This is a genomic window from Draconibacterium orientale (assembly GCF_900111425.1).
Taxonomy (GTDB): domain Bacteria; phylum Bacteroidota; class Bacteroidia; order Bacteroidales; family Prolixibacteraceae; genus Draconibacterium; species Draconibacterium orientale.
Map to the genome: position 1 here is coordinate 1 of NZ_FOHT01000054.1, position 19,260 is coordinate 19,260.

Annotated in this window: 22 protein-coding genes; 7 read left to right on the forward strand and 15 right to left on the reverse strand. The window is 42.1% G+C overall.

Annotation, left to right across the window (positions count from 1 at the left end; genetic code table 11):
• Positions 1 to 91: 91 nt before the first annotated feature.
• The 5 genes from BMW53_RS19630 to BMW53_RS19650 all read right to left on the reverse strand — a co-directional run bounded on the left by BMW53_RS19630 (position 92) and on the right by BMW53_RS19650 (position 3,401).
• On the reverse strand, positions 92 to 721 hold the full coding sequence (locus tag BMW53_RS19630) for a hypothetical protein (protein ID WP_038555457.1): 630 nt from the start codon (positions 719 to 721) through the stop codon (positions 92 to 94).
• Positions 718 to 1,842: a lipid-A-disaccharide synthase gene (lpxB, locus tag BMW53_RS19635; protein ID WP_038555460.1), complete on the reverse strand. Its 1,125-nt coding sequence runs from the start codon at positions 1,840 to 1,842 to the stop codon at positions 718 to 720. The genes BMW53_RS19630 and lpxB overlap by 4 nt, the downstream gene beginning before the upstream one ends.
• A 1-nt stretch (position 1,843) precedes the next feature.
• Entirely contained in the window at positions 1,844 to 2,146 is a 303-nt protein-coding gene (locus BMW53_RS19640) for a hypothetical protein (protein ID WP_038555464.1), read from the reverse strand.
• Positions 2,147 to 2,156: 10 nt separating this feature from the next.
• A complete protein-coding gene (gene surE, locus BMW53_RS19645) occupies positions 2,157 to 2,930 on the reverse strand; it encodes a 5'/3'-nucleotidase SurE (protein ID WP_038555469.1) in 774 nt (257 codons plus the stop codon).
• A gap of 75 nt (positions 2,931 to 3,005) precedes the next feature.
• Positions 3,006 to 3,401 carry an iron-sulfur cluster assembly protein gene (locus tag BMW53_RS19650; protein WP_139178280.1) on the reverse strand — a complete coding sequence of 132 codons (396 nt, stop codon included), beginning with the start codon at positions 3,399 to 3,401 and terminating at the stop codon, positions 3,006 to 3,008.
• 364 nt (positions 3,402 to 3,765) lie between these two features.
• Between BMW53_RS19650 and BMW53_RS19660 the strand changes: the two genes are divergently transcribed.
• From BMW53_RS19660 to BMW53_RS19670, 3 genes are all read left to right on the forward strand, one after another.
• Entirely contained in the window at positions 3,766 to 4,953 is a 1,188-nt protein-coding gene (locus BMW53_RS19660; RefSeq protein WP_081804750.1) for an aldo/keto reductase, read from the forward strand.
• Positions 4,954 to 4,987: 34 nt separating this feature from the next.
• Positions 4,988 to 5,761: an NIPSNAP family protein gene (locus tag BMW53_RS19665; protein ID WP_038555479.1), complete on the forward strand. Its 774-nt coding sequence runs from the start codon at positions 4,988 to 4,990 to the stop codon at positions 5,759 to 5,761.
• A gap of 102 nt (positions 5,762 to 5,863) precedes the next feature.
• Positions 5,864 to 6,643 (forward strand): alpha/beta fold hydrolase, encoded by a 780-nt coding sequence (locus BMW53_RS19670; RefSeq protein ID WP_038555484.1) that lies wholly within the window; start codon positions 5,864 to 5,866, stop codon positions 6,641 to 6,643.
• A gap of 488 nt (positions 6,644 to 7,131) precedes the next feature.
• On the opposite strand, the gene BMW53_RS19675 is transcribed toward BMW53_RS19670, so the two are convergent.
• The 10 genes from BMW53_RS19675 to BMW53_RS19720 all read right to left on the reverse strand — a co-directional run bounded on the left by BMW53_RS19675 (position 7,132) and on the right by BMW53_RS19720 (position 15,422).
• Positions 7,132 to 7,614 carry an NADH-quinone oxidoreductase subunit NuoE family protein gene (locus BMW53_RS19675; RefSeq protein ID WP_038555489.1) on the reverse strand — a complete coding sequence of 161 codons (483 nt, stop codon included), beginning with the start codon at positions 7,612 to 7,614 and terminating at the stop codon, positions 7,132 to 7,134.
• A gap of 70 nt (positions 7,615 to 7,684) precedes the next feature.
• A complete protein-coding gene (locus tag BMW53_RS19680; RefSeq protein WP_038555492.1) occupies positions 7,685 to 9,436 on the reverse strand; it encodes an NADH-dependent [FeFe] hydrogenase, group A6 in 1,752 nt (583 codons plus the stop codon).
• Between the two features lie 17 nt (positions 9,437 to 9,453).
• The gene (locus BMW53_RS19685; protein WP_038555498.1) at positions 9,454 to 11,247 is read right to left on the reverse strand and encodes an NADH-quinone oxidoreductase subunit NuoF; all 1,794 of its coding nucleotides are present in this window, start codon (positions 11,245 to 11,247) and stop codon (positions 9,454 to 9,456) included.
• A gap of 21 nt (positions 11,248 to 11,268) precedes the next feature.
• Positions 11,269 to 11,664, reverse strand: coding sequence for a (2Fe-2S) ferredoxin domain-containing protein (locus BMW53_RS19690; RefSeq protein WP_038555501.1), 396 nt, complete (start codon positions 11,662 to 11,664; stop codon positions 11,269 to 11,271).
• 23 nt (positions 11,665 to 11,687) lie between these two features.
• Positions 11,688 to 12,236 carry an ATP-binding protein gene (locus tag BMW53_RS19695; protein ID WP_038555504.1) on the reverse strand — a complete coding sequence of 183 codons (549 nt, stop codon included), beginning with the start codon at positions 12,234 to 12,236 and terminating at the stop codon, positions 11,688 to 11,690.
• On the reverse strand, positions 12,233 to 12,973 hold the full coding sequence (locus BMW53_RS19700; protein WP_038555507.1) for a PHP domain-containing protein: 741 nt from the start codon (positions 12,971 to 12,973) through the stop codon (positions 12,233 to 12,235). The genes BMW53_RS19695 and BMW53_RS19700 overlap by 4 nt, the downstream gene beginning before the upstream one ends.
• Positions 12,974 to 12,977: 4 nt before the next feature.
• On the reverse strand, positions 12,978 to 13,310 hold the full coding sequence (locus tag BMW53_RS19705) for a DRTGG domain-containing protein (RefSeq protein WP_038555512.1): 333 nt from the start codon (positions 13,308 to 13,310) through the stop codon (positions 12,978 to 12,980).
• Positions 13,297 to 14,664: a [Fe-Fe] hydrogenase large subunit C-terminal domain-containing protein gene (locus tag BMW53_RS19710; protein WP_038555516.1), complete on the reverse strand. Its 1,368-nt coding sequence runs from the start codon at positions 14,662 to 14,664 to the stop codon at positions 13,297 to 13,299. Before BMW53_RS19710 ends, BMW53_RS19705 begins: the two co-directional genes overlap by 14 nt.
• 3 nt (positions 14,665 to 14,667) lie before the next feature.
• Positions 14,668 to 15,078 (reverse strand): ATP-binding protein, encoded by a 411-nt coding sequence (locus tag BMW53_RS19715; protein WP_038555520.1) that lies wholly within the window; start codon positions 15,076 to 15,078, stop codon positions 14,668 to 14,670.
• A complete protein-coding gene (locus BMW53_RS19720) occupies positions 15,078 to 15,422 on the reverse strand; it encodes a hypothetical protein (protein WP_038555525.1) in 345 nt (114 codons plus the stop codon). Before BMW53_RS19720 ends, BMW53_RS19715 begins: the two co-directional genes overlap by 1 nt.
• A 236-nt stretch (positions 15,423 to 15,658) precedes the next feature.
• Here BMW53_RS19720 and BMW53_RS19725 point away from each other — a divergent pair, with 236 nt between their 5' ends.
• The 4 genes from BMW53_RS19725 to BMW53_RS19740 all read left to right on the forward strand — a co-directional run bounded on the left by BMW53_RS19725 (position 15,659) and on the right by BMW53_RS19740 (position 19,144).
• A complete protein-coding gene (locus tag BMW53_RS19725) occupies positions 15,659 to 16,591 on the forward strand; it encodes a PAS domain-containing protein (RefSeq protein ID WP_038555529.1) in 933 nt (310 codons plus the stop codon).
• A complete protein-coding gene (locus BMW53_RS19730) occupies positions 16,569 to 17,768 on the forward strand; it encodes a SpoIIE family protein phosphatase (protein WP_038555534.1) in 1,200 nt (399 codons plus the stop codon). Before BMW53_RS19725 ends, BMW53_RS19730 begins: the two co-directional genes overlap by 23 nt.
• A 119-nt stretch (positions 17,769 to 17,887) precedes the next feature.
• Entirely contained in the window at positions 17,888 to 18,499 is a 612-nt protein-coding gene (locus tag BMW53_RS19735) for a hypothetical protein (protein ID WP_038555538.1), read from the forward strand.
• 108 nt (positions 18,500 to 18,607) lie between these two features.
• Entirely contained in the window at positions 18,608 to 19,144 is a 537-nt protein-coding gene (locus BMW53_RS19740) for a glutathione peroxidase (protein WP_038555543.1), read from the forward strand.
• The last annotated feature ends 116 nt before the right edge of the window (positions 19,145 to 19,260 follow it).

The following is a 19,260-nucleotide window of genomic DNA, read 5'->3' on the forward strand; positions in this document are numbered from 1 at the left end:
AATGTGCTGTGAAAGTAAATAGGTTCATCTATATCGTTTTAACTACCTTAAAGATAATGAAATAAATCAAATTATGAGTATTTACGGATATTCAAATAAGATAACGCACTAACGCAAAATTCATTGCAAGTGTAATTATTCCATAGAAATACAAAATTATCACACCTTTCTTTTTCTCAATGGCTTTAATCAATTCTTTTTCATCGCGTTCAACAACCCATTTTTTCGAAAGTGGTTTATTTTTCTTTCTCCAGCTATTTCGCCCAATATACCCGAAACAATCGAAATTACTATTTTTCACAAACTCATAAAACTGTTTGTAGTTGTGAATTATCGGGTCGGCAATCTGATAACGTTTCCCGTCGTTAAACTCTAAAATTACAGAATGGGCCATTATGTAACGATATCCACCATAGGCGGCTGTAGCATATTGTTTGAGTTGATTTAATCTATATTGTTTCGATTTGAAAAAGAAAAAATGAAGTGTAAAGATGTCTTTTTCAAACACAACGTACTTTACTAATGTAGCGCCTGTAAGTGCATAGGCAACAATCATCAGTCCAAGCAGTAAAAGCAATCCAGCAGACCATAAATATGGATAAGACAGAGTTTTTGACATAGCAGTTAAGCCACTCATCAATAAAACGCAAACCACCAGGTTTACTATTAAAAAGGCAACTGCGTTACTCCATCTTTTATTTAAATAGAATAATTTCTTCATTGCAGTAACGAAACCATTTTTTCGGCTGCCCGTTTTGAGCATCCCGGTTCGCCCATTAACTTTTGCATTTCCCGGTAATCCGCTAAAATTCGTTCGCGATACTTTTCGTCGCCAAGTAAACAATCCAGCTCAGCACTTACTTTTTTAACGGTCATATCTTTTTGAAGCAGCTCTTTTACAGCCATTTTTCCCAAAATAATATTGGGCAGCGACACCCAGTTGATTTTTAAAACGGCAGCCATAATATAATGCACTAACACGCCGCCTTCCACTTTATAAAGTACTGTTTGCGGTACGTGAAACAAAGCCGTTTCCAGAGCTGCTGTTCCGGAGGCCACCAAAGCCGCATGTGCATTATTCAGCAAATCGTAAGTAGATTCGTACAGCACTTTTATGTTGCTGTCTTGCAAAATGCCATCGTACAATTCTTTATCAACCGACGAAACACCTGCCAGCACCACCTGGTAATCCTTCCGGCCTTCAACAGCCTTTTTCATCACAGGCAAAGTTCCTTTTATCTCCTGCACCCGACTTCCGGCCAGCAGGGCAATTATGAGGCGTTCATCCAAATTATTTTTGGCTTTAAATTCGGCTGCCGACTGCGCTGTGTTTTCAAATTCTTTGATTGAATCGAACAATGGATTTCCAACATAATTTACATCGATGCCGTGCTTTTTGTAAAATTCGGTTTCAAAGGGAAAAATGGTAAACAGTTCATCAACAAAAGCACGCACCTTTTTAACACGGTATTCTTTCCAGGCCCATAGTTTTGGCGAAATATAATAGTAAACTTTTATGTTGTTTTGTTTGGCAAATTCGGCAATTCGCAGGTTAAACCCGGGATAATCGATTAGAATGAGCACATCGGGTTTATAGTTCAGCAGGTCTTTTTTACAAAACTCCATGTTGCGTTTTATGGTTCTGATATTCAGAATCACATTCACAATACCCATAAATGCCATTTCGCGGTAATGTTTTACCAGCTTCCCGCCAACTGCCTGCATTTTATCGCCACCAAAAAAACGAAAATCAGCCGCTTTATCGGTAACTTTCAGTTCCTTCATCAGGTTTGAGCCATGCAAATCGCCCGATGCTTCGCCAGCTATAATGTAGTATCGCATATTAACCAGCTCTTGTAATTAATACCACTAAGGCATAAAGAATTGTGGCGCCCAACACACCGCGGGCCGCCTTTTCGTATTTTAACTTCAGAAAAATCCAAAAGGCACCAACATTGGTAAAAACGCACAGGCTGCCTATTTTAACAAGCGCCTGCATTCGTCTCATTCCGGCAATGTAATCGAGAAACGACATATCGTTTTCGCCGGCCAGGTAAACGATAAAAAAAATGATTAGCGGTAAAACCAGCCCGGTTAAAACGCCCACTCCAACTTTATCGTATTTATGCTGTTTGCTTTTTGGCATAGAAAACAGATTAAAACTTCCACGACTTAATTTGCTCCATGGTTTCGTAGCAAGTCATATCAACCCGAACGGGAACCACTGTGGCAAAATTATTTTCCAGTGCAAAAATATCGGTGTCTTCGGTGTCTTCATCCAAATTCTGAAAATAGCCTGAAAGCCAGTGATATTCTCGTCCGTGTGGATCGGTTCTTTTTTCAAACTCTCCCATCCACTTTCCGTGTGCCTGCCGACACACTTTAATACCTTCAGGTTTTCCCTTCGGGATATTCACATTTAAACAGGTAAACGGAGGAATACCATTCTCAATAACACTCTGAAAAACACGGGCAACAACCAGTTTGGCTTTCGAAAAATCAGCATCCGGGCTGTAATCTTCCAGCGAAAAACCAATTGACGGCACACCGTGCAAACCACCTTCAATGGCAGCCCCCATAGTTCCGCTATAAATTACGCTGATAGATGCATTGGAACCGTGGTTAATTCCCGATACCACATAATCGGGAATTCGTTCGAACAAACCGTTAAAACTAAGTTTTACGCTGTCAACCGGTGTACCGTTACATTTAAAAGTTGACACACCTTGTATTTTCTCCACAGGTGTTGCCCGCAGCGGCTGATCGACTGTAATCCCACAAGCTTTCCCCGACATGGAAACTTCGGAAGAGATAACTACAACATCGCCAAAAAATTGCATTACTTCCACCAGTTCACGCAAACCCTTTGCATGAATTCCATCGTCGTTTGTAACCAAAATTAATGGTTTTTCAGAATCGTTTTTTTGCATACGAGCAAAGATAATTAGAAAATATAATCTTGTACTATCATCGCAAATTTATAACCTGAGTTCGACTTTTAATAATTAGCAGCTACAGGAAGCCGTTCCTCCTTTCCAGGCAGCTTTTTCCATTTTCAAGAAATTTTTCTTCTCCTCAGCTTTCATTACCCGAACGATGTACTGCATTTCGAGACCTTGCGATTTCACGACATTTTCAACTGATGAAATCAGCTTATCGGCAATTGGAATATTCGGAAAAGGAAAAACAAACGTTAGTATTAAAACTTCGTCGGTGTACAATTCAATATCCTGCACCATTCCCAAATCAACCAAGGAACAATCGATTGCCGGGTGCATTACCTTCGAAATTTGCTCCTTTATTTTATTTATATCCCGCATTTTTATCTGGTCTTTTTCTGGTTTAGTAATTCTTCGCGTACCATTGTATGCCCACATTGCGGACATTTCCGGGTTGTACATTTTACCCCTTTTTCATGCGGCACTTTCGTTCCGCACTTTACACAAATACAAAATCCTCCGGGCCCGAAAGCACCACCTTTATTCAAACCTTGTCGTTGTTTTTCCATTTCGTATTACTTTATTTCCTACACCTCTCTTTGAGATCTTTTGTTCAAAATTAAAAAAAATGGTATATTTTGTGGAACACGAACAGTTTTCAGTTGTGCAAGGCACTTTCCGTTTTCAATTTTGTGTGCTAATTATCCGTGCTAAAACCAAAGAAGAAACATTAACTCTCTGTCAATTTAAACAAGTTTAAAAAGCAAACGTTTTAGTAGCTTGGCGTAAATACTAAACGTTGCACACGCCACGAAAGAAACATTTTATGCCAAAAATTCTGAATAAAAAAGAGGGAATGCAATACCGCCGTTTTGGAAAAACCGAAAAGCAACTGAGTACCATAACACTGGGAGGCATGCGTTTTAAGCACGGCTGGGACGATCCGCGACGCGAAATTCCGGAAGATACACTGGAAGAATGTTTAAATACCGTTCAGCTGGCATTTGATGCGGGCATCAACCACATTGAAACGGCCTGGGGTTACAAAAAAAGTGAAACGGTTTATGGTAAAGTTTTAAATGAAGAATTGGCCATTCCGCGTACTTCGTACCATTTAATGACCAAGGGAAATCCGATGACAGCTGATGCTACCTACGAAATGATTGAAAACCAGCTGCGCGACCTGCAAACCGATTACCTCGATTTTTATGGCTGGCACGGAATAAACACGCCCGAATTGCTGAAACAAAGTTGCAAAAGCGGCGGCCCCGTTGAAGCCCTGTTAAAACTAAAAGAGGAAGGCATTATAAAACACGTTGGTTTCAGTACGCACGCGCCGATGGAAGTAATTGTGCATGCCATTGAAACCGGGTTATTCGAATTTGTGAACCTGCATTACTACTATTTTAACCAGCGCAACCTGGCAGCGGTACAAATGGCAGAAATCCATGATTTGGGTGTTTTTATTATCTCGCCAAACGACAAAGGCGGCCAGCTGTTTAATGCTCCGGCCAAGGTAAAAAATGCGACTCACCCTTTAACCCCTATCCAGTGGAATGCACGTTTTTGTTTAAATAATCCGGCCATTCACACGCTTTCGTTCGGAATAACAGAGAAGGAACATTTTGAGGAAATGAAAGGTATTTTCCCAACCACATCGCCATGGAGCCAGGAAGATTATAAAACTAAACTAAAACTGGATAGCTTTTTATTCGACGATCCGTATGCCGTTTACGAGGGTTTTGACATGCAGAATGATCCGTCGGGGATTAACATTCCGGAAGTACTGCGTTTACGCCGACTTTGGAAATCGTATGACATGATCGATTTTGCTAAATACCGCTACAAAACCTTTAATGAAAAAAGCCACTGGTATCCGGGCGAATTGCCTACCCAAGCCAATTTAAACAAAATAGAGACAACTAAAATTCCGGCACATATTCCTCTTAAGGAGTTACTTGCCGAAACTCATCGGGTATTATTTAAACCTGAATATAAATTGGCTAAAAATTAATATCTTGCCGGTATAAACCTAAAAACCGTTAGAAATGAAATCTAAACCAATCCTTTCAATCGCAGTTATTATCATTGCATTCTTTTCTTTTTCGCAGGTTTTTGCCGGTAACTATTATCAAATTAAAGTGTATAACTTAGACAATCCCGGACAGGAAAAGCGCATAGACAACTACCTGGAAAACACTTTCATCCCGGCTGCACACGAGGCAAACATTAAACACATTGGAGTTTTCAAACCCATTGAAACCGATCCGGACTACGGTAAAAAGATATTTGTACTTATTCCTTTAAAAAACCTGGATGACATTGAAAAAATAGAGGATCAACTCAGTAGGGCTGAAATAAATTCAGCAAGTGCTGACTACATAAATGCAGCACACGACAATCCGCCATTTAATCGTGTTGAAACCATTATTTTAAGGGCATTCTCGGAAATGCCGAACTACCACAAACCGGTATTCGACACTCCAAAACAGGAACAGATCTTTCAGATAAGAAGCTACGAAGGAGCTACCGAAAAACTTTATCAGAAGAAAGTTGAGATGTTTAACGAAGGAGGCGAAGTTGCTTTATTCAACGATCTTGGGTTTAACGCCGTGTTTTTTGGCGAAGTACTGGCCGGAGCAAATATGCCGAACCTCATATACATGACTTCGTTTAAAAACATGGAGACAAATAAAAAACTGTGGGAAGCATTTGGTGCGCATCCAAAATGGGAGGAACTGAAAAACAATAAAGCGTATGCTAACACCGTTTCGCATATCGATAATTGGTTATGCCATCCAACCTCTTATTCCGATTTTTAAATAACTTTTAAGCAACTCTTAATAATCCTTAAAATAATTGCTTGTTGTGGTCAACCTCAAACAAGCCTTGCTGTTGTACCGAAATAATTTTATTTTTGCAGCATGCTTTACAACAAAGTATTTCCACATAAAAGCTCGCATACCTGGGTGGTGTTTGTACACGGCGCCGGGGGAAGTAATGTGGTCTGGTTCAGGCAGCTGCGCGAATTCAAAAAGCATTTTAATGTGCTTTTGGTTGACCTGCGCGGACATGGAAAATCGAAAAAAGAATACACACAGGCAGAGATTTATGCTTTTGATGAAATAGCTTTGGATGTTATCCGCACGATGGATCATCTGAAAATTGAGAAAGCACATTTGGTCGGCATTTCGCTGGGTTGCATTGTTATTCGCGCCATGGACAAGCTGGCTCCTGGACGTGCCGAGTCGATTATTTTAGGTGGCGCTGTGGTGCAGTTTAACAAGCGTATTAACGCACTGGTTTCGGTGGCTAAATTGCTGCAAACGATTTTCCCGTACATGTGGTTGTACAAAATCAATGCGTGGATTCTTATTCCCTATAAAAAAGATATTGTATCGCGAAAATTGTTTATTCAGGAAGCTATTCGTTTAGGTGAAAAGGAGTTCAAGAAATGGCTGCGTATGTCAACCGAAATTAAGGATAACCTGCAGGAATTTCTGATAAAAGAAGCATCGGCACCTGTTTTGTATCTGATGGGCGACCGCGATCATATGTTTTTACCAACGGTATCGAACCTGGTGAAAAAGCATTTTAATTCGAAACTGGAGATTATTAAAAACAGCGGTCACGTTTGTAATGTCGATCAGCCCGATATTTTTAACGAACGGAGTATTCAGTTTATTAAAAGCATTTCGTCTTAAACATTCAATATTCTTACAATAATTTCATGATTTCCGGGAATCACCAACAGAAATGTAAGTGAAACCAGTCGCCTGCATTTCATAAAAACAATCAGATTACCAGGCGCATACAACAACTGAGCATTGAGTAGAATTATTGAATGCGCCTTTGATTTACTTACGCATCAACCCCGGGTTTCACCCGAGGTTAATCTTATTTTATCCCTTCGGGATATGGAGCAGAATTACAACGTTTAGAAGAGTAAGTTGAACCGACGGATTTAAACTCTATGCTTATTATGGCACTGAAAGCGTCGAATGTGATTAACCCGGTGTATAACACCGGGATGAAATAACTGAAGGGAAATCGTCCGGAATAGTTAGTAGATCAAAGATTTACCGGGCTTCCGGACGAAAAATTGCAATCTTCCTTTGATCGCATGTTAAAAAAATTCCCCCCGCGAAACACGGAGGGAAAATTTCAATAGAACAATATTTTATTCAACCGACTAATGATTACGATATTCGGCAATAATCTTTTTCACATCGGTTGGCGCTACACGACCATAAACTTTTTCGCCAACGGTTACCACCGGTGCTAAACCACAGGCTCCCACGCAGCGCAGGCAGTTAATGGAGAATTTACCATCTTCGGTCGATTCGCCCACTTCCACTTTCAGCTGGCGTTTAAATTCGTTTAGCACCTGCTCGGAACCACGAACATAACAGGCGGTTCCCATACAAATCGATATCGGGTTTTCGCCCTGCGGAATCATCGTAAAGAAGCTGTAAAAAGTAACAACACCATAAACTTTCGCCACCGATGTTTTTAACTCTTTAGCGATAACTTCCTGCACTTCGGCAGGTAAATAACCTAATTTGCTTTGCACCTGGTGAAGTACATTTATCAGCTCGCTTTCCTTATTTTCAAACTCCTTGCAAATATCTTTTATGAGTTGTACTGTATTCTCTGCTAATTTAATTTTTGGCATGATTATTTGTTTAACTCGTTAATTCTAAATAGTAAAAAATTCAATTCTTTCAACAAATGGCCAATGACCACTACGTCCTGTCGAAATATTCGGTGTGCAACAGATGATGTGCTTTTTCACTCATCGGCTCACCCAGGAACTTTTCATACAACTCAATAATATGTGGATTTTCGTGCGACTTGCGCAAGGTTTTGTTCTTGTCTTCCTGGTACAGGGCAGCCTGGCGTTTTTTCAAAATGCCTGCATCGCCATGATGATACGGCTGACCTCCACCACCGATACATCCACCGGGGCAGCTCATTATTTCAATGGCGTGAAATTCGCTTTTACCGGCCTGAATATCTTCCAGCAGTTTTCGTGCGTTACCCAAACCATGAGCAATTCCAATTTTTATCGGTAATCCGTCAAAATCGATAGTCGCTTCACGAATGCCTTCCATTCCACGCAGCTCATCAAAATCCAATCGTGGCAATTCCTTTTTCGTGTGAATTTCATACGCCGTACGAACTGCTGCCTCGATTACACCACCGGTTGTTCCGAAAATTACTCCGGCACCGGTTGATTCTCCCAGCGGATTATCAAAGTCTTCGTTTGGCAGTGATTTAAATTCAATATTTGAAAGTTTGATCAGTGCTGCCAACTCGCGGGTTGTAATGGCATGATCAACATCCGGATTATCGTTGGTTTTAAACTCATCGCGGCCACACTCGTATTTTTTAGCCACGCATGGCATAATCGAAACCACCACCAAATCTTCGCGTTTAATTCCCAGCTGATCGGCAAAATAAGTTTTGGCAATTGCGCCAAACATCTGCTGTGGCGATCGTGCTGTTGAAGGAATATCTTTCATTTCCGGGAACTGGTGCTCGAAGAATTTCACCCACGCCGGACAACACGAAGTTAGAATAGGAAGTTTTACATCTTTATCGCCGGCCAAGTGTTTTCCCAAACGATTCAGCAACTCGGTGCCTTCTTCCATAATGGTAAGGTCGGCAGCAAAGTCGGTATCAAAAACATGATCGAATCCCAAACGGCGCAAAGCGGCCACCATTTTTCCGGTTACCAGCGATCCGGCTTCCATTCCAAACTCCTCGCCCAAAGCTGCACGCACAGCCGGAGCAGTTTGTACAATAACTGTTTTTGTAGGATCAGAAAGCGCACGAATCACTTTTCCGGTTTCGTCAACTTCAGTTAAGGCTCCCGTTGGACAAACGGCCACACACTGGCCGCAATAGGTACACACCGAATGATCGAGGTTCATTTCGAAAGCCGGCGAAACAACCGATTCAAATCCACGGTTAATGGCCGATAAAACGCCAACGGTTTGCACCTCGTTACACATGGTTTCGCAGCGGCGGCACATAATACATTTGTCCACCTCGCGAATAATTGCCGGCGAAGTATCTTCGCGGTAAGTCGACTGCTCGCCTTTGTAATGGATTTCGCGAATTCCGAGGTTGTGCGCCAGATCCTGCAATTCGCAGTTGCCCGATTTGGCACAAATCAAACAGTCGAAAGGATGATCGGAAAGAATCAATTCCATTACTGTTCGGCGTGCATTTATTACCCGCATCGAGTGGGTATTAATTTTCATTCCCTCACTCACATCGGTACAACAAGCCGGTGCCAGGTTTCTTCTTCCTTCCACCTCAACCACGCAAATACGGCAGCCGCCCGGTTTGTTTTCAATATTCAGGTCATCCAGTTTCATGTGGCACAGCGTTGGAATATGCATGCCAACACCCGATGCCGCTTCAAGAATTGTGGTTCCCGATTTTACCACAACCGGTTTATTATCAATTGTAAGATTTACTATATCCATAATTTCCAGTTTTCTGATTAGGTTAGGGTTATTGCATTGAATTTACATTTCTCGTAACACACGCCACACTTAATACACAAAGTTTGGTCGATGTAATGTGGCTGGCGACGCTCGCCGGAAATAGCTCCTACCGGGCAATTGCGGAAACACAATGTACAACCGGTACACAGATCTTCAACAATATCGTAACGCAACAGCGATTTACACTGCCCCGCCGGACATTTTCCGTCGAGTACGTGAGCCTTGTATTCATCTTCAAAATTTTTTATGGTTGAAAGCACCGGGTTTGGCGAAGTTTGTCCCAAACCACAAAGAGCCGTATCTTTAATTACCACACTTAATTCTTTCAACTTCTCAATATCCTGCTCTTCTCCCTTCCCCTGGGTAATTTTATCCAGCAATTCGTAAAGGCGTTTGTTTCCAACACGGCATGGTGTACATTTTCCGCACGACTCTTCCAGGGTAAAATCCAAATAGAATTTTGCAATGGAAACCATACAGTCGTTCTCGTCCATTACGATCATTCCACCCGATCCCATCATCGATCCGGACGCCAGCAGGTTATCGTAATCAATTGGTAAATCCAGGAAATCTTTAGTTAAACACCCTCCCGACGGGCCACCGGTTTGAACGGCTTTAAATTCTTTTCCGTCTTTTATACCACCACCAATATCGTAAATCACTTCGCGTAGTGTTGTTCCCATCGGCACCTCTATCAAACCAACATTGTTGATCTTTCCGGCCAGGGCAAACACTTTTGTTCCTTTTGATTTTTCGGTACCAATTTTACTGAACCATTCGGCACCTTTATTCAGAATTACCGGAATGTTTGCAAAAGTTTCCACATTATTCACGTTGGTAGGTTTTCCCATATAACCTGAAACGGATGGGAACGGCGGTTTGAAAGTTGGCTCGCCACGTAAACCTTCCATCGAGTGGATCAGGGCAGTTTCTTCGCCACAAACAAAAGCTCCGGCTCCATAGCGCAATTCAATATGAAAATTAAACCCTGTTCCTAAAATATCATCACCAATCAAACCGTACTCTTCGGCTTGTTTAATAGCGATTTTTAAACGCTGAATGGCCAGCGGATATTCGGCGCGAATATAAACCAGCCCTTTATCGGCGCCAATACAATAACCACAAATGGCCATTGCCTCCAGCACCGAGTGCGGATCGCCCTCTAAAATGGAGCGGTCCATAAATGCACCGGGGTCGCCCTCATCGGCATTACAAACTACGTATTTCTGATCGTTTTCTACATTTTTGGTAATCTCCCATTTCAATCCTGTTGGAAAACCACCACCACCGCGGCCGCGCAAACCGGAGTCTTTCACCTCCTTAATGACTTCTTCGGGAGTTCGTTCCGACAAACATTTTCCCAAAGCCTGGTAACCATCTCGGGCAATGTATTCGTCGATATTTTCAGGATTAATAAAACCACAGTTTTTTAAGGCGATACGGATTTGCTTTTTGTAAAAATCCATGCCTTTTGAATCGCTGATCTGCTCATCGTTAGTAGGATCGGTATATAGCAATCGTTTTACCAGCCGGCCTTTTACAATGTGTTCCTCAACAATTTCAACCACATCGTTTGGCGTAACCTGCACATAAAAAGTGTTGTCGGGCAATACTTTTACAATGGGTCCCTTTTCGCAAAAACCAAAACAACCGGTCAGTACCACCTGAACTTCATCTGCGAGTCCAAGGTCGTGAATCAGTTGGTTTAGCCTTTTTTTAATTTCGTCGCTTTCCGATGCTTTACACCCGGTACCGCCACAAATTAAAAGATGCATTTTATAGTCAGTCATAGTTTTCGGTTTATAGTTTTTTTAATCGTCTATGGTTCTAAAACTTACCGGTATAATTCCATCGACCAGCTCGCCACGCTTGATGTATTTATCAATTATTTCGTGAACCTTTTCTTTGTTAACATGTCCGTAAACCAGCGGTTCTTTTCCCGGCAGTTTTACTTCAACAGTTGGTTCTGCATAACAATAGCCCATGCATCCGGTTTGTGTAACCACCGCATCAATAGCCTCTTGTTCCAGCTCTTCCACAAAATATTTCATGGTTTCTTTTGCACCCGATGCAATACCACATGTGGCCATACCCACTTTCACCTGCACAACCTGATCAGGGTTTGCACTGTTTTCCCTGAGTTTGATTTTCGACTGCGCTTCTTCTTTCATTTTCCGAAGGTCAGCCAGTGTTTTAATTTTAGTCATATCGCTTTATCGTTTAATCGTTATTATTTTGTTATCCCTATTTCTTCCAAATTCGATTTTATCAACTCCAAAATCCCTTCGCGTATTTCCTTTTGCTGATACGAAACATCGCCCAGCACTTCTTTCAACTCATCGGAACTTATTTGGAACCCGCCCTTTTCGGTTTTATGGCGGTACACCAAATTTCCATCGGTGTAGCTTAAAAACATCAGGTACAAGGTTTCCCAAATGTCGCCCAAGGGTGGTCGGTCGATATTCGACAGCTGAAAACGGGCGGTTAAAACGGTACCCACATTTAGCTCCGATTCGAGCGAAAAACTACCACCGGCAGCCTCAGCATTATGCTTTAAAAGCGGAATGCCCAAACCCACTTTTCGGGTTGTTCGCGATGTAAAGAACGGATTTATGGCTTTGGCCAGCGTTTCTTTGCTCATTCCGCAGCCATTGTCTCTGATTATTAAGGAATAAAGATCTGTTATTTTATCCTCCTCAACTATGATTTCAATCAATGTCGATTTTGCGCTAACCGAGTTCTGCACAATATCCAGAATATGTTCCGACAGTGTTTTCATACAATTTCAACAAATCTACTATCTCGCTGATTCAGAGCCTTTTTCACCTCACAAAAAGTTAATTCATGAATATTAAAAACGGAATACCGGGTACCAATCTGTTCCAAAAAATGAGCATCTGAATTGTAAATCAGCGAAATTTTATCGTCTATATCATAATGTTTTCGAACATGTTTTTCGCTGGTTTTTCCGGTAATTCCCATGGCGTCGAATTCAAGATCGGTTGGCACAAACCCCAGGTGGCTATATAAACCGTTTAGCGGACGGTTAACATGCGCCGGAATAAAAATACCGCCTAACTCGTACACATACTTTTGAACCGACGAAATACCTTTTTTTAATGCAGATGTGAGGTAATACGGAACCAGCTCCAACACGTTTTCGTTTTCATCAACAACCGGCTGATAACCAAAGTGCCCGTCGGGGTTTGGAATGCGGGTAATGTTCTGCTCCAAATACTGCTGAAATTGATCCAGAGCTTCATCGTTTTCGAAAAATGCCAGGCAGTGTACTTCTTCTTTGGTAGTAACTTCTGCACCGGTAAGCACCAGAATTCCTTTCTCGCGGGCCAAATCGCGAATTACTTTAGCATTGAGGGTCGAATTATGATCGGTAATTCCAATAATATGCAATCCTGCCTCCCGGGCTTGTTCCACAATTTTACGGGGAGCCATTTCCAGGTCGGCACAGGGCGAAAGTACGGTATGAATATGTAGGTCGGCCCTGAATTTTTGCATCGGATTACGTTAAGGTAATGAATAAATTTCCTGCCATTTCAAAGGTGGCTTTATCGGTTCCCAGCACGGGAATTCCTTCTTCGTTACTGCGCTCGAAGGTGTCTTCTTCTGGCTCAAAACCCTTTACCAGAATTACAGCAGCCAGCTCTTTCAATGAGGCAATGGCCATTACATTCTGGTGCGTTTGCAGCGTAATCCACACCTGCCCTTCCTGCGCATTTCCCATTACATCGCTCAGCAGATCGGAAACGTACCCGCCTGAAATTTCATTCTCTAATCCGGATTCGCCGGAAAAAACTTTTAGTCCAAATTTTTCAACCAGTTCAGAAACCTTCATTTCTACCTCCTCTTCTGTTACAGTCAGCGTCAAAACGATTTTTCCCCCAGGCTTTTTCCAGGTTCTTTGTCGCTTTTTCGATGGTTATTTTATTTTCGTTTAAGTATCGGTTTTGCAAGAAAACACAATCGGTCATTTTTGCTTTGCCCTGCACCATATCTTCGGCCAGTGCGTGGCAGTTAGGTGCACCACACCCTCCGCAGTCGATTCCCGGCAGCTGGCATAAAATCCGTTCTACTTTCTGCATTTTATCTAATGCTTTCAGCCGGTCGGTATCCAGGGCAAAAACATAGCGGGGTTCAATGGGCTCGGCTTTCATTTTATCTTTTATTCCCAGGCAACTTACTGCCGAAATATCGATTGATGAGGCATGCGGATAACGTTTCGATCGTTTTTGCAGCCGTTCAACAGTTAAGAACCGATTGCCGGTAAGCAAAATTCCGCCGGCACATCCCTGATGACAGGATTTCAGTTCCAGAAAATCGAGTTCCGGAACCTCGTCGTTTTCCATGCGCTCCAGAATTTTAACCACATTGTGTATGCCGTCAACCGCCATCGAGTTGCGTTTAAAGTGCCTTGCTTCGCCACGCGGAAGACTCCACAAAATTCCATCGAGCGTAAGGTTTTTGCGCAACGGAGCCGTGTCGGTTTTTTCTTCCTTTTCGATTACCCGCATAATATGATTGTACAAATCGCTCATTTTTATCAGGCCATCCACTGCCGACACCTCTTCGCCCATAGGCCGTTTTACAGCCGCCATTTTAGCCGAACAGGGCGACACGTAGAAAGTGCCTATTTCTTCGCGTTTAGCGCCTTCTTTGGCCAACAGTTCAATGGCATGGCAAGCCGCCAAATCGTGCGGCGCTTTTACCGGCACAATATTTTCAACCAACGAAGGGTAACGCGATTGAATTAAACGAACAATAGCAGGGCAAAACGATGAGATCATTGGTTTATGGCTCGATTCTTTTACTTCCTGCTTTATTTCATCAATCAGCAACCCGATGGGCTGTTCCACCTCGAAAATATGCGTAAACCCGAGTTTCAACAGTGCTTCGTAGATTTTTCCTTCTGTATAAGTTTCGGGAAACTGCCCGATCATTACCGACGGAAAAAGCACCACCCGGTATTTGTATTTATTCAGTTGCTCCAAACTATCGTGCTCCACATAAAAAGCATCAACCGGACAGGCGCGCAGGCAGTTTCCGCAATCCACACAACGATCTGCATTTATTTTTGCCACTCCCCCACGTATCCGGATTGCCTCGGTTGGACAGGATTTCATGCAGTGCGTACAGCCCGTGCATTTATCCGTATCAACTGTTATGGCATGATATTTTTCAACAACCTTCATCTCCTAAAAATTATTTCTGAAAGTTAAAACTGTTCCCACTCCTAACTCGCTCTCAATCGTAAACTCATCGGTGTTCCGGTTAATATTCGGCAGGCCCATTCCTGCGCCAAAACCCATATTCCGAACGGCTTTGGTTGCGGTTGAATAGCCTTCCTGCATTGCTTTTTCAATATCTTCAATACCGGGGCCGTTATCTTGTACGATTACAGTAATTCCTGTTCCGTCGATTTCGGCCAGCATTTTTCCTCCAACAGAGTGAGCAACAACATTTACCTCGGCCTCGTAAATGGCCACCACAATTCGTTTAATCACTTTCGGATCAACCTGCAATTGTTTCAGCATTTTTTTTATTCGGCTCGAAGCTCTTCCTGCCTTGCTAAAATCGCCACTCGCTATGTCAAATTCCAGTTTCATTAATAAACCGGGGCTAAACCGTTTTTAAACAGCACCCCGCCCGAACGGTATATAGAATAAGGTGTTTCTAACAGCACCAGGCCTGTTTCGTTGGCCAGCTCGATCATTTCGGGTGTTGCTCTTTTATTTCGTGCAAGCAACACCACCTCAATGTCGGCCATTTCGGCAGTACGAACAAGCTGCAAATTAGCCAGTCCTGTAATTAGAAGTATATGCTCCGTGTCAAGCGTTAAAACATCACTCATCAGGTCGGAACTAAAAGCTCTCAACAAGTTATGGTTTTTTTCCGTGTCTCCGGCAACCACTTTTGCGTTGGTTAATTCAATAATTTCAGATAATTTCACTTGGTTAGTTTAATACTTGACGCAAAGATAATTCTACCACTACTTTTTTTAACTGCTTCAAGTCAAGTTATATCAAATTTATAATGAATAAAAACAAGCCCTATTTGTCTCTAATTCTGTTGGATGGATTTTCAGAAATCTGTTTTAAAACAATTCCAAAAAATATAAAGCGCCTGAGGTTTTAAATGCCTTGTAAAATGCGTATTTTTCTGTGGTAAAACTTGAAAAAACGAAACATGATTTACGATAAAGAATCATTTCTGACCGGCAACATTGAAGACCCGGCCATTCATCAGAAGATTATTGACGCGCTGCCCATTCCAATTTTTTACCGTAATACCGAAGGCATTTACCTGATGTGTAACGCGGCACACGAAAAATTCACGGGTAAAACAAAAGAACAAATACTTGGTAAACCCTTACACGAAGTTCATGTAAAAGAAACGGCAGATAAATATTGGGCACAGGACAGAATACTGATTGCCAACCCCGATGTGCAGGTATATAACACACAGGTGCGCCATGGCGACGGCACTTCGCACCACGTTATTCTGAATAAAGCAGTTATCCGCGATAACGAGAATAAAATAGTTGGAATTGTGGGTTCGATAAACGACATAACCGAACTGAAGAAAACCGAAAAACGCCTGGAGAAAGCGCAGGAAACCATGCAGGTTTCGTCGCAAATGATACATAAAATATCGTCGGGAATTGTGATGGTGGACAGCAATTTTAAAATCGTGGATTCCAATGAATATTTTGCTAAACTAATGGGCGAAGACACCGAGGATTTGTACGAAACTATTCCCGGACTCACGGGCGCCGATGTAAAAGGACTGGTGCCCGATGTGATTTACAAAATGATATCGAGCGTTCTTACATCGGGCGATGAAGTGGCTGAACGCGACTTAAAATTCAACAATAAATTAATGCATGTTTCGGTACGAACGCTTTACAAAAACAAAGTTGTTGGCGTTGTTTTCCGCGATATGTCGGCGCCAATGCTGGTTCAGGACGAAATTATTAACCGTGCCCGAAAAATCAACAAACAAAATATTGAAACGGTACAAAAAATCGCCTTCCTGTTGGGCGAAAATGCTGCAGAGACAGAAGAATTGCTCAACTCCATAATTGAAACCTACCGCTATGGTGACGACGACAAATCCTGATTATCATGTTGAAATAGAGTTTCAGCAAAAGCGGCCGAAAGGCGAAATTGCCTGTGGCGACGTGTTTCAGTCGAGCATTATTCGCGAAGAAGGACGCACCATTCTGGTATTAAGCGACGGCATCGGACACGGAATTAAAGCGAGTGTTTTGGCTACACTAACTTCCACCATGGCTTTAAAATATTCGCAGCTGCACACCAAACCCGAAATAGCCGCTCGAATAATTATGGAAACTCTTCCCAAAAGCAGCGACGGGAAAGAAAGCTATGCCACATTTACCATTATTGAGCTGGACGGCGAAGGACACGTGCGAATTGTAAATTACGACAACCCGGGAATTTTGGTGCTTCGGAACGGAGTTGCTATGCGGGGCAAAGAATACAACCTCACCATTGAAGGCAAGGAAAACCAGGGCAAAGTACTGCACTGCAAGGAATTTACCGCACGCAAAGAAGACCGCATAATTTTCATGTCCGACGGTGTTCCCCAGTCAGGCCTCGGAAACCAGCGCTATCCGCTGGGCTGGGGAATGAAAAACATCGAGGATTTTGCGCTGAACCAGATCAAACGAATGCCCGATATTTCGGCTACAAAACTGGCACGAAAAATTGTTAACCAGGCCGTAATGAACGATCAGTTTTCGGTAAAAGACGACACCAGCTGCGGTGTAATGTATTTTCGCGAACCGCGTAAATTTATGCTCATCACCGGCCCGCCTTTTTACAAAATAAAAGACTACGATTTTGTGGGCCGCATCCAGGGTTTCTACGGGAAGAAAATTATTTGCGGAGGAACCACGGCCGAAATTATTGCCCGCGAACTTGATCTTACGGTTGAAATTCAACATGGCAATAAAAACCTGGACAAATTACCGCCAACAGCAAAAATGCAGGGTTTTGAAATGGTTACGGAAGGAATTCTAACCCTGGGAAAAGTGGAAGAAATATTGGAAAATTACGACAGTGACACCCGACTCAAAGACAGCCCTCCGGAAGAAATTGTGAAACTTTTACTGCAGCACGACTGCATCGATATTATCGTTGGAACCCGTATTAACTGGGCACACCAGGATCCGGAACAACCACTGGAACTTGAACTTCGGAAATTCGTTGTTAAACGCATTGTTAAATTACTGATACACAAATTCTTTAAAAAGGTGAAGATCGAATACATATAAATACAAAAGAAAGAAGAACCCGAATTGACTGAACAAAGCAGCCCGAATTTCGTACTACTACTGACGGCCTTCCCCATGATTAGAACAGTGATTCTTTCAAAACAAAAACAAGACCGGATATGAAAACAATTTTTACCATCTTATTCTCGATCCTTTTCCTGACTTCGTATGGGCAAATTAAACGTTTTTTAGTGCAGGGACAGGTAGTGGATCAAAACGACAACCCAATTAGCGATGTCTATATTGTTAATCTCGACAACCACGAAAAAGACATCAGCCATAAAAATGGTGTATTTTCAGTTTGGGTTTCACCAGGCGATTCACTGGTATTTTCGCATATTTCGTATTTCCGAAAAATAGTTTCGGTACACACACTGCTTGTTAATCCAAAAGTGGAGCTGGTTTCCGAAAATGTTGATATTCCGGAGATTATTGTATCGCCCCAACAGGTTTCAGAAATGGACAAGGCTGAGCAAAACCTTGCTTTTATGAAAGACTACAATCCGCCTGTTAAATTTCGTATGGCGGAAGAGGAAAGCGATCCGGTTTCCGTGATCATGACCGAACATAACGATTTGATGCGATCCGAGGCTTCATCGATAAGCATTTTCCGTTTTTCTCCCTCCGAAAATGTTGGTAAACTTTTTACCCTATGGAAAAAAGATCAATCGGATGATTATTCTTCTACTCGCAAAACCCGCGAGGAACTGGAAAAAAAGAAAAACAAGTAAGAAGAATTCAGTCCAAATTTACTTTTCGCCCCTGCAATTAGTCTCATTTACAACTCCACACAAACTTTTGGCCATTCCGACTGTTCTTTAGAAGTAAAAAAGAAAAATATGAAAAAGCTAATTCTCATCAACGTATTACTACTGGCAGCAATTACAACTTTTGCGCAAAGTTCGCTACACGATTTTGTAGTAAAAGATATTGAAGGAAACGATTTTAACCTCTCCTCATTGAAAGGGAAAAAAGTATTGGTTGTAAACACGGCTTCAAAATGCGGGTTAACTCCACAGTTTGAACAACTACAGAGTGTTTTTGAGCAATATGGTGGCGATGATTTTGTGATTATCGGATTTCCGGCCAATAATTTTGCCAACCAGGAGCCGAAAAGCAACTCCGAAATTGTTGAATTTTGTGAAATGAATTATGGTGTTACTTTCCCAATGATGTCGAAAATTTCGGTGAAAGGCGATGACATGCATCCGCTATACCAGTGGCTGACTCAGAAAAGTAAAAACGGAAAACAGGATTCGGAAGTTAGCTGGAACTTTCAAAAATACCTGATTGATGAAAACGGAAAATTAGTTGATGTAATTAAACCCAAAGTAAAACCTGATGATGCTAAAATCATTAGCTGGATTACACATTAATTACAGAAATACATATAATTAATCGAGTAGGAGGAAAATAAAATAGTTTTCCTCCTACTTTATTTTCCGACCTCTCACACCACCGTACGTACGGTTCTCGTATACGGCGGTTCCTT

Excerpts from the sequence above, each read along its gene's own strand:
- BMW53_RS19630 (WP_038555457.1), bottom strand. The coding sequence starts at position 721 with ATGAAGAAATTATTCTATTTAAATAAAAGATGGAGTAACGCAGTTGCC.
- lpxB (WP_038555460.1), bottom strand. The coding sequence starts at position 1,842 with ATGCGATACTACATTATAGCTGGCGAAGCATCGGGCGATTTGCATGGC.
- BMW53_RS19640 (WP_038555464.1), bottom strand. The coding sequence starts at position 2,146 with ATGCCAAAAAGCAAACAGCATAAATACGATAAAGTTGGAGTGGGCGTT.
- surE (WP_038555469.1), bottom strand. The coding sequence starts at position 2,930 with ATGCAAAAAAACGATTCTGAAAAACCATTAATTTTGGTTACAAACGAC.
- BMW53_RS19650 (WP_139178280.1), bottom strand. The coding sequence starts at position 3,401 with ATGTACAACCCGGAAATGTCCGCAATGTGGGCATACAATGGTACGCGA.
- BMW53_RS19660 (WP_081804750.1), top strand. The coding sequence starts at position 3,766 with ATGCCAAAAATTCTGAATAAAAAAGAGGGAATGCAATACCGCCGTTTT.
- BMW53_RS19665 (WP_038555479.1), top strand. The coding sequence starts at position 4,988 with ATGAAATCTAAACCAATCCTTTCAATCGCAGTTATTATCATTGCATTC.
- BMW53_RS19670 (WP_038555484.1), top strand. The coding sequence starts at position 5,864 with ATGCTTTACAACAAAGTATTTCCACATAAAAGCTCGCATACCTGGGTG.
- BMW53_RS19675 (WP_038555489.1), bottom strand. The coding sequence starts at position 7,614 with ATGCCAAAAATTAAATTAGCAGAGAATACAGTACAACTCATAAAAGAT.
- BMW53_RS19680 (WP_038555492.1), bottom strand. The coding sequence starts at position 9,436 with ATGGATATAGTAAATCTTACAATTGATAATAAACCGGTTGTGGTAAAA.
- BMW53_RS19685 (WP_038555498.1), bottom strand. The coding sequence starts at position 11,247 with ATGACTGACTATAAAATGCATCTTTTAATTTGTGGCGGTACCGGGTGT.
- BMW53_RS19690 (WP_038555501.1), bottom strand. The coding sequence starts at position 11,664 with ATGACTAAAATTAAAACACTGGCTGACCTTCGGAAAATGAAAGAAGAA.
- BMW53_RS19695 (WP_038555504.1), bottom strand. The coding sequence starts at position 12,236 with ATGAAAACACTGTCGGAACATATTCTGGATATTGTGCAGAACTCGGTT.
- BMW53_RS19700 (WP_038555507.1), bottom strand. The coding sequence starts at position 12,973 with ATGCAAAAATTCAGGGCCGACCTACATATTCATACCGTACTTTCGCCC.
- BMW53_RS19705 (WP_038555512.1), bottom strand. The coding sequence starts at position 13,310 with ATGAAGGTTTCTGAACTGGTTGAAAAATTTGGACTAAAAGTTTTTTCC.
- BMW53_RS19710 (WP_038555516.1), bottom strand. The coding sequence starts at position 14,664 with ATGAAGGTTGTTGAAAAATATCATGCCATAACAGTTGATACGGATAAA.
- BMW53_RS19715 (WP_038555520.1), bottom strand. The coding sequence starts at position 15,078 with ATGAAACTGGAATTTGACATAGCGAGTGGCGATTTTAGCAAGGCAGGA.
- BMW53_RS19725 (WP_038555529.1), top strand. The coding sequence starts at position 15,659 with ATGATTTACGATAAAGAATCATTTCTGACCGGCAACATTGAAGACCCG.
- BMW53_RS19730 (WP_038555534.1), top strand. The coding sequence starts at position 16,569 with ATGGTGACGACGACAAATCCTGATTATCATGTTGAAATAGAGTTTCAG.
- BMW53_RS19735 (WP_038555538.1), top strand. The coding sequence starts at position 17,888 with ATGAAAACAATTTTTACCATCTTATTCTCGATCCTTTTCCTGACTTCG.
- BMW53_RS19740 (WP_038555543.1), top strand. The coding sequence starts at position 18,608 with ATGAAAAAGCTAATTCTCATCAACGTATTACTACTGGCAGCAATTACA.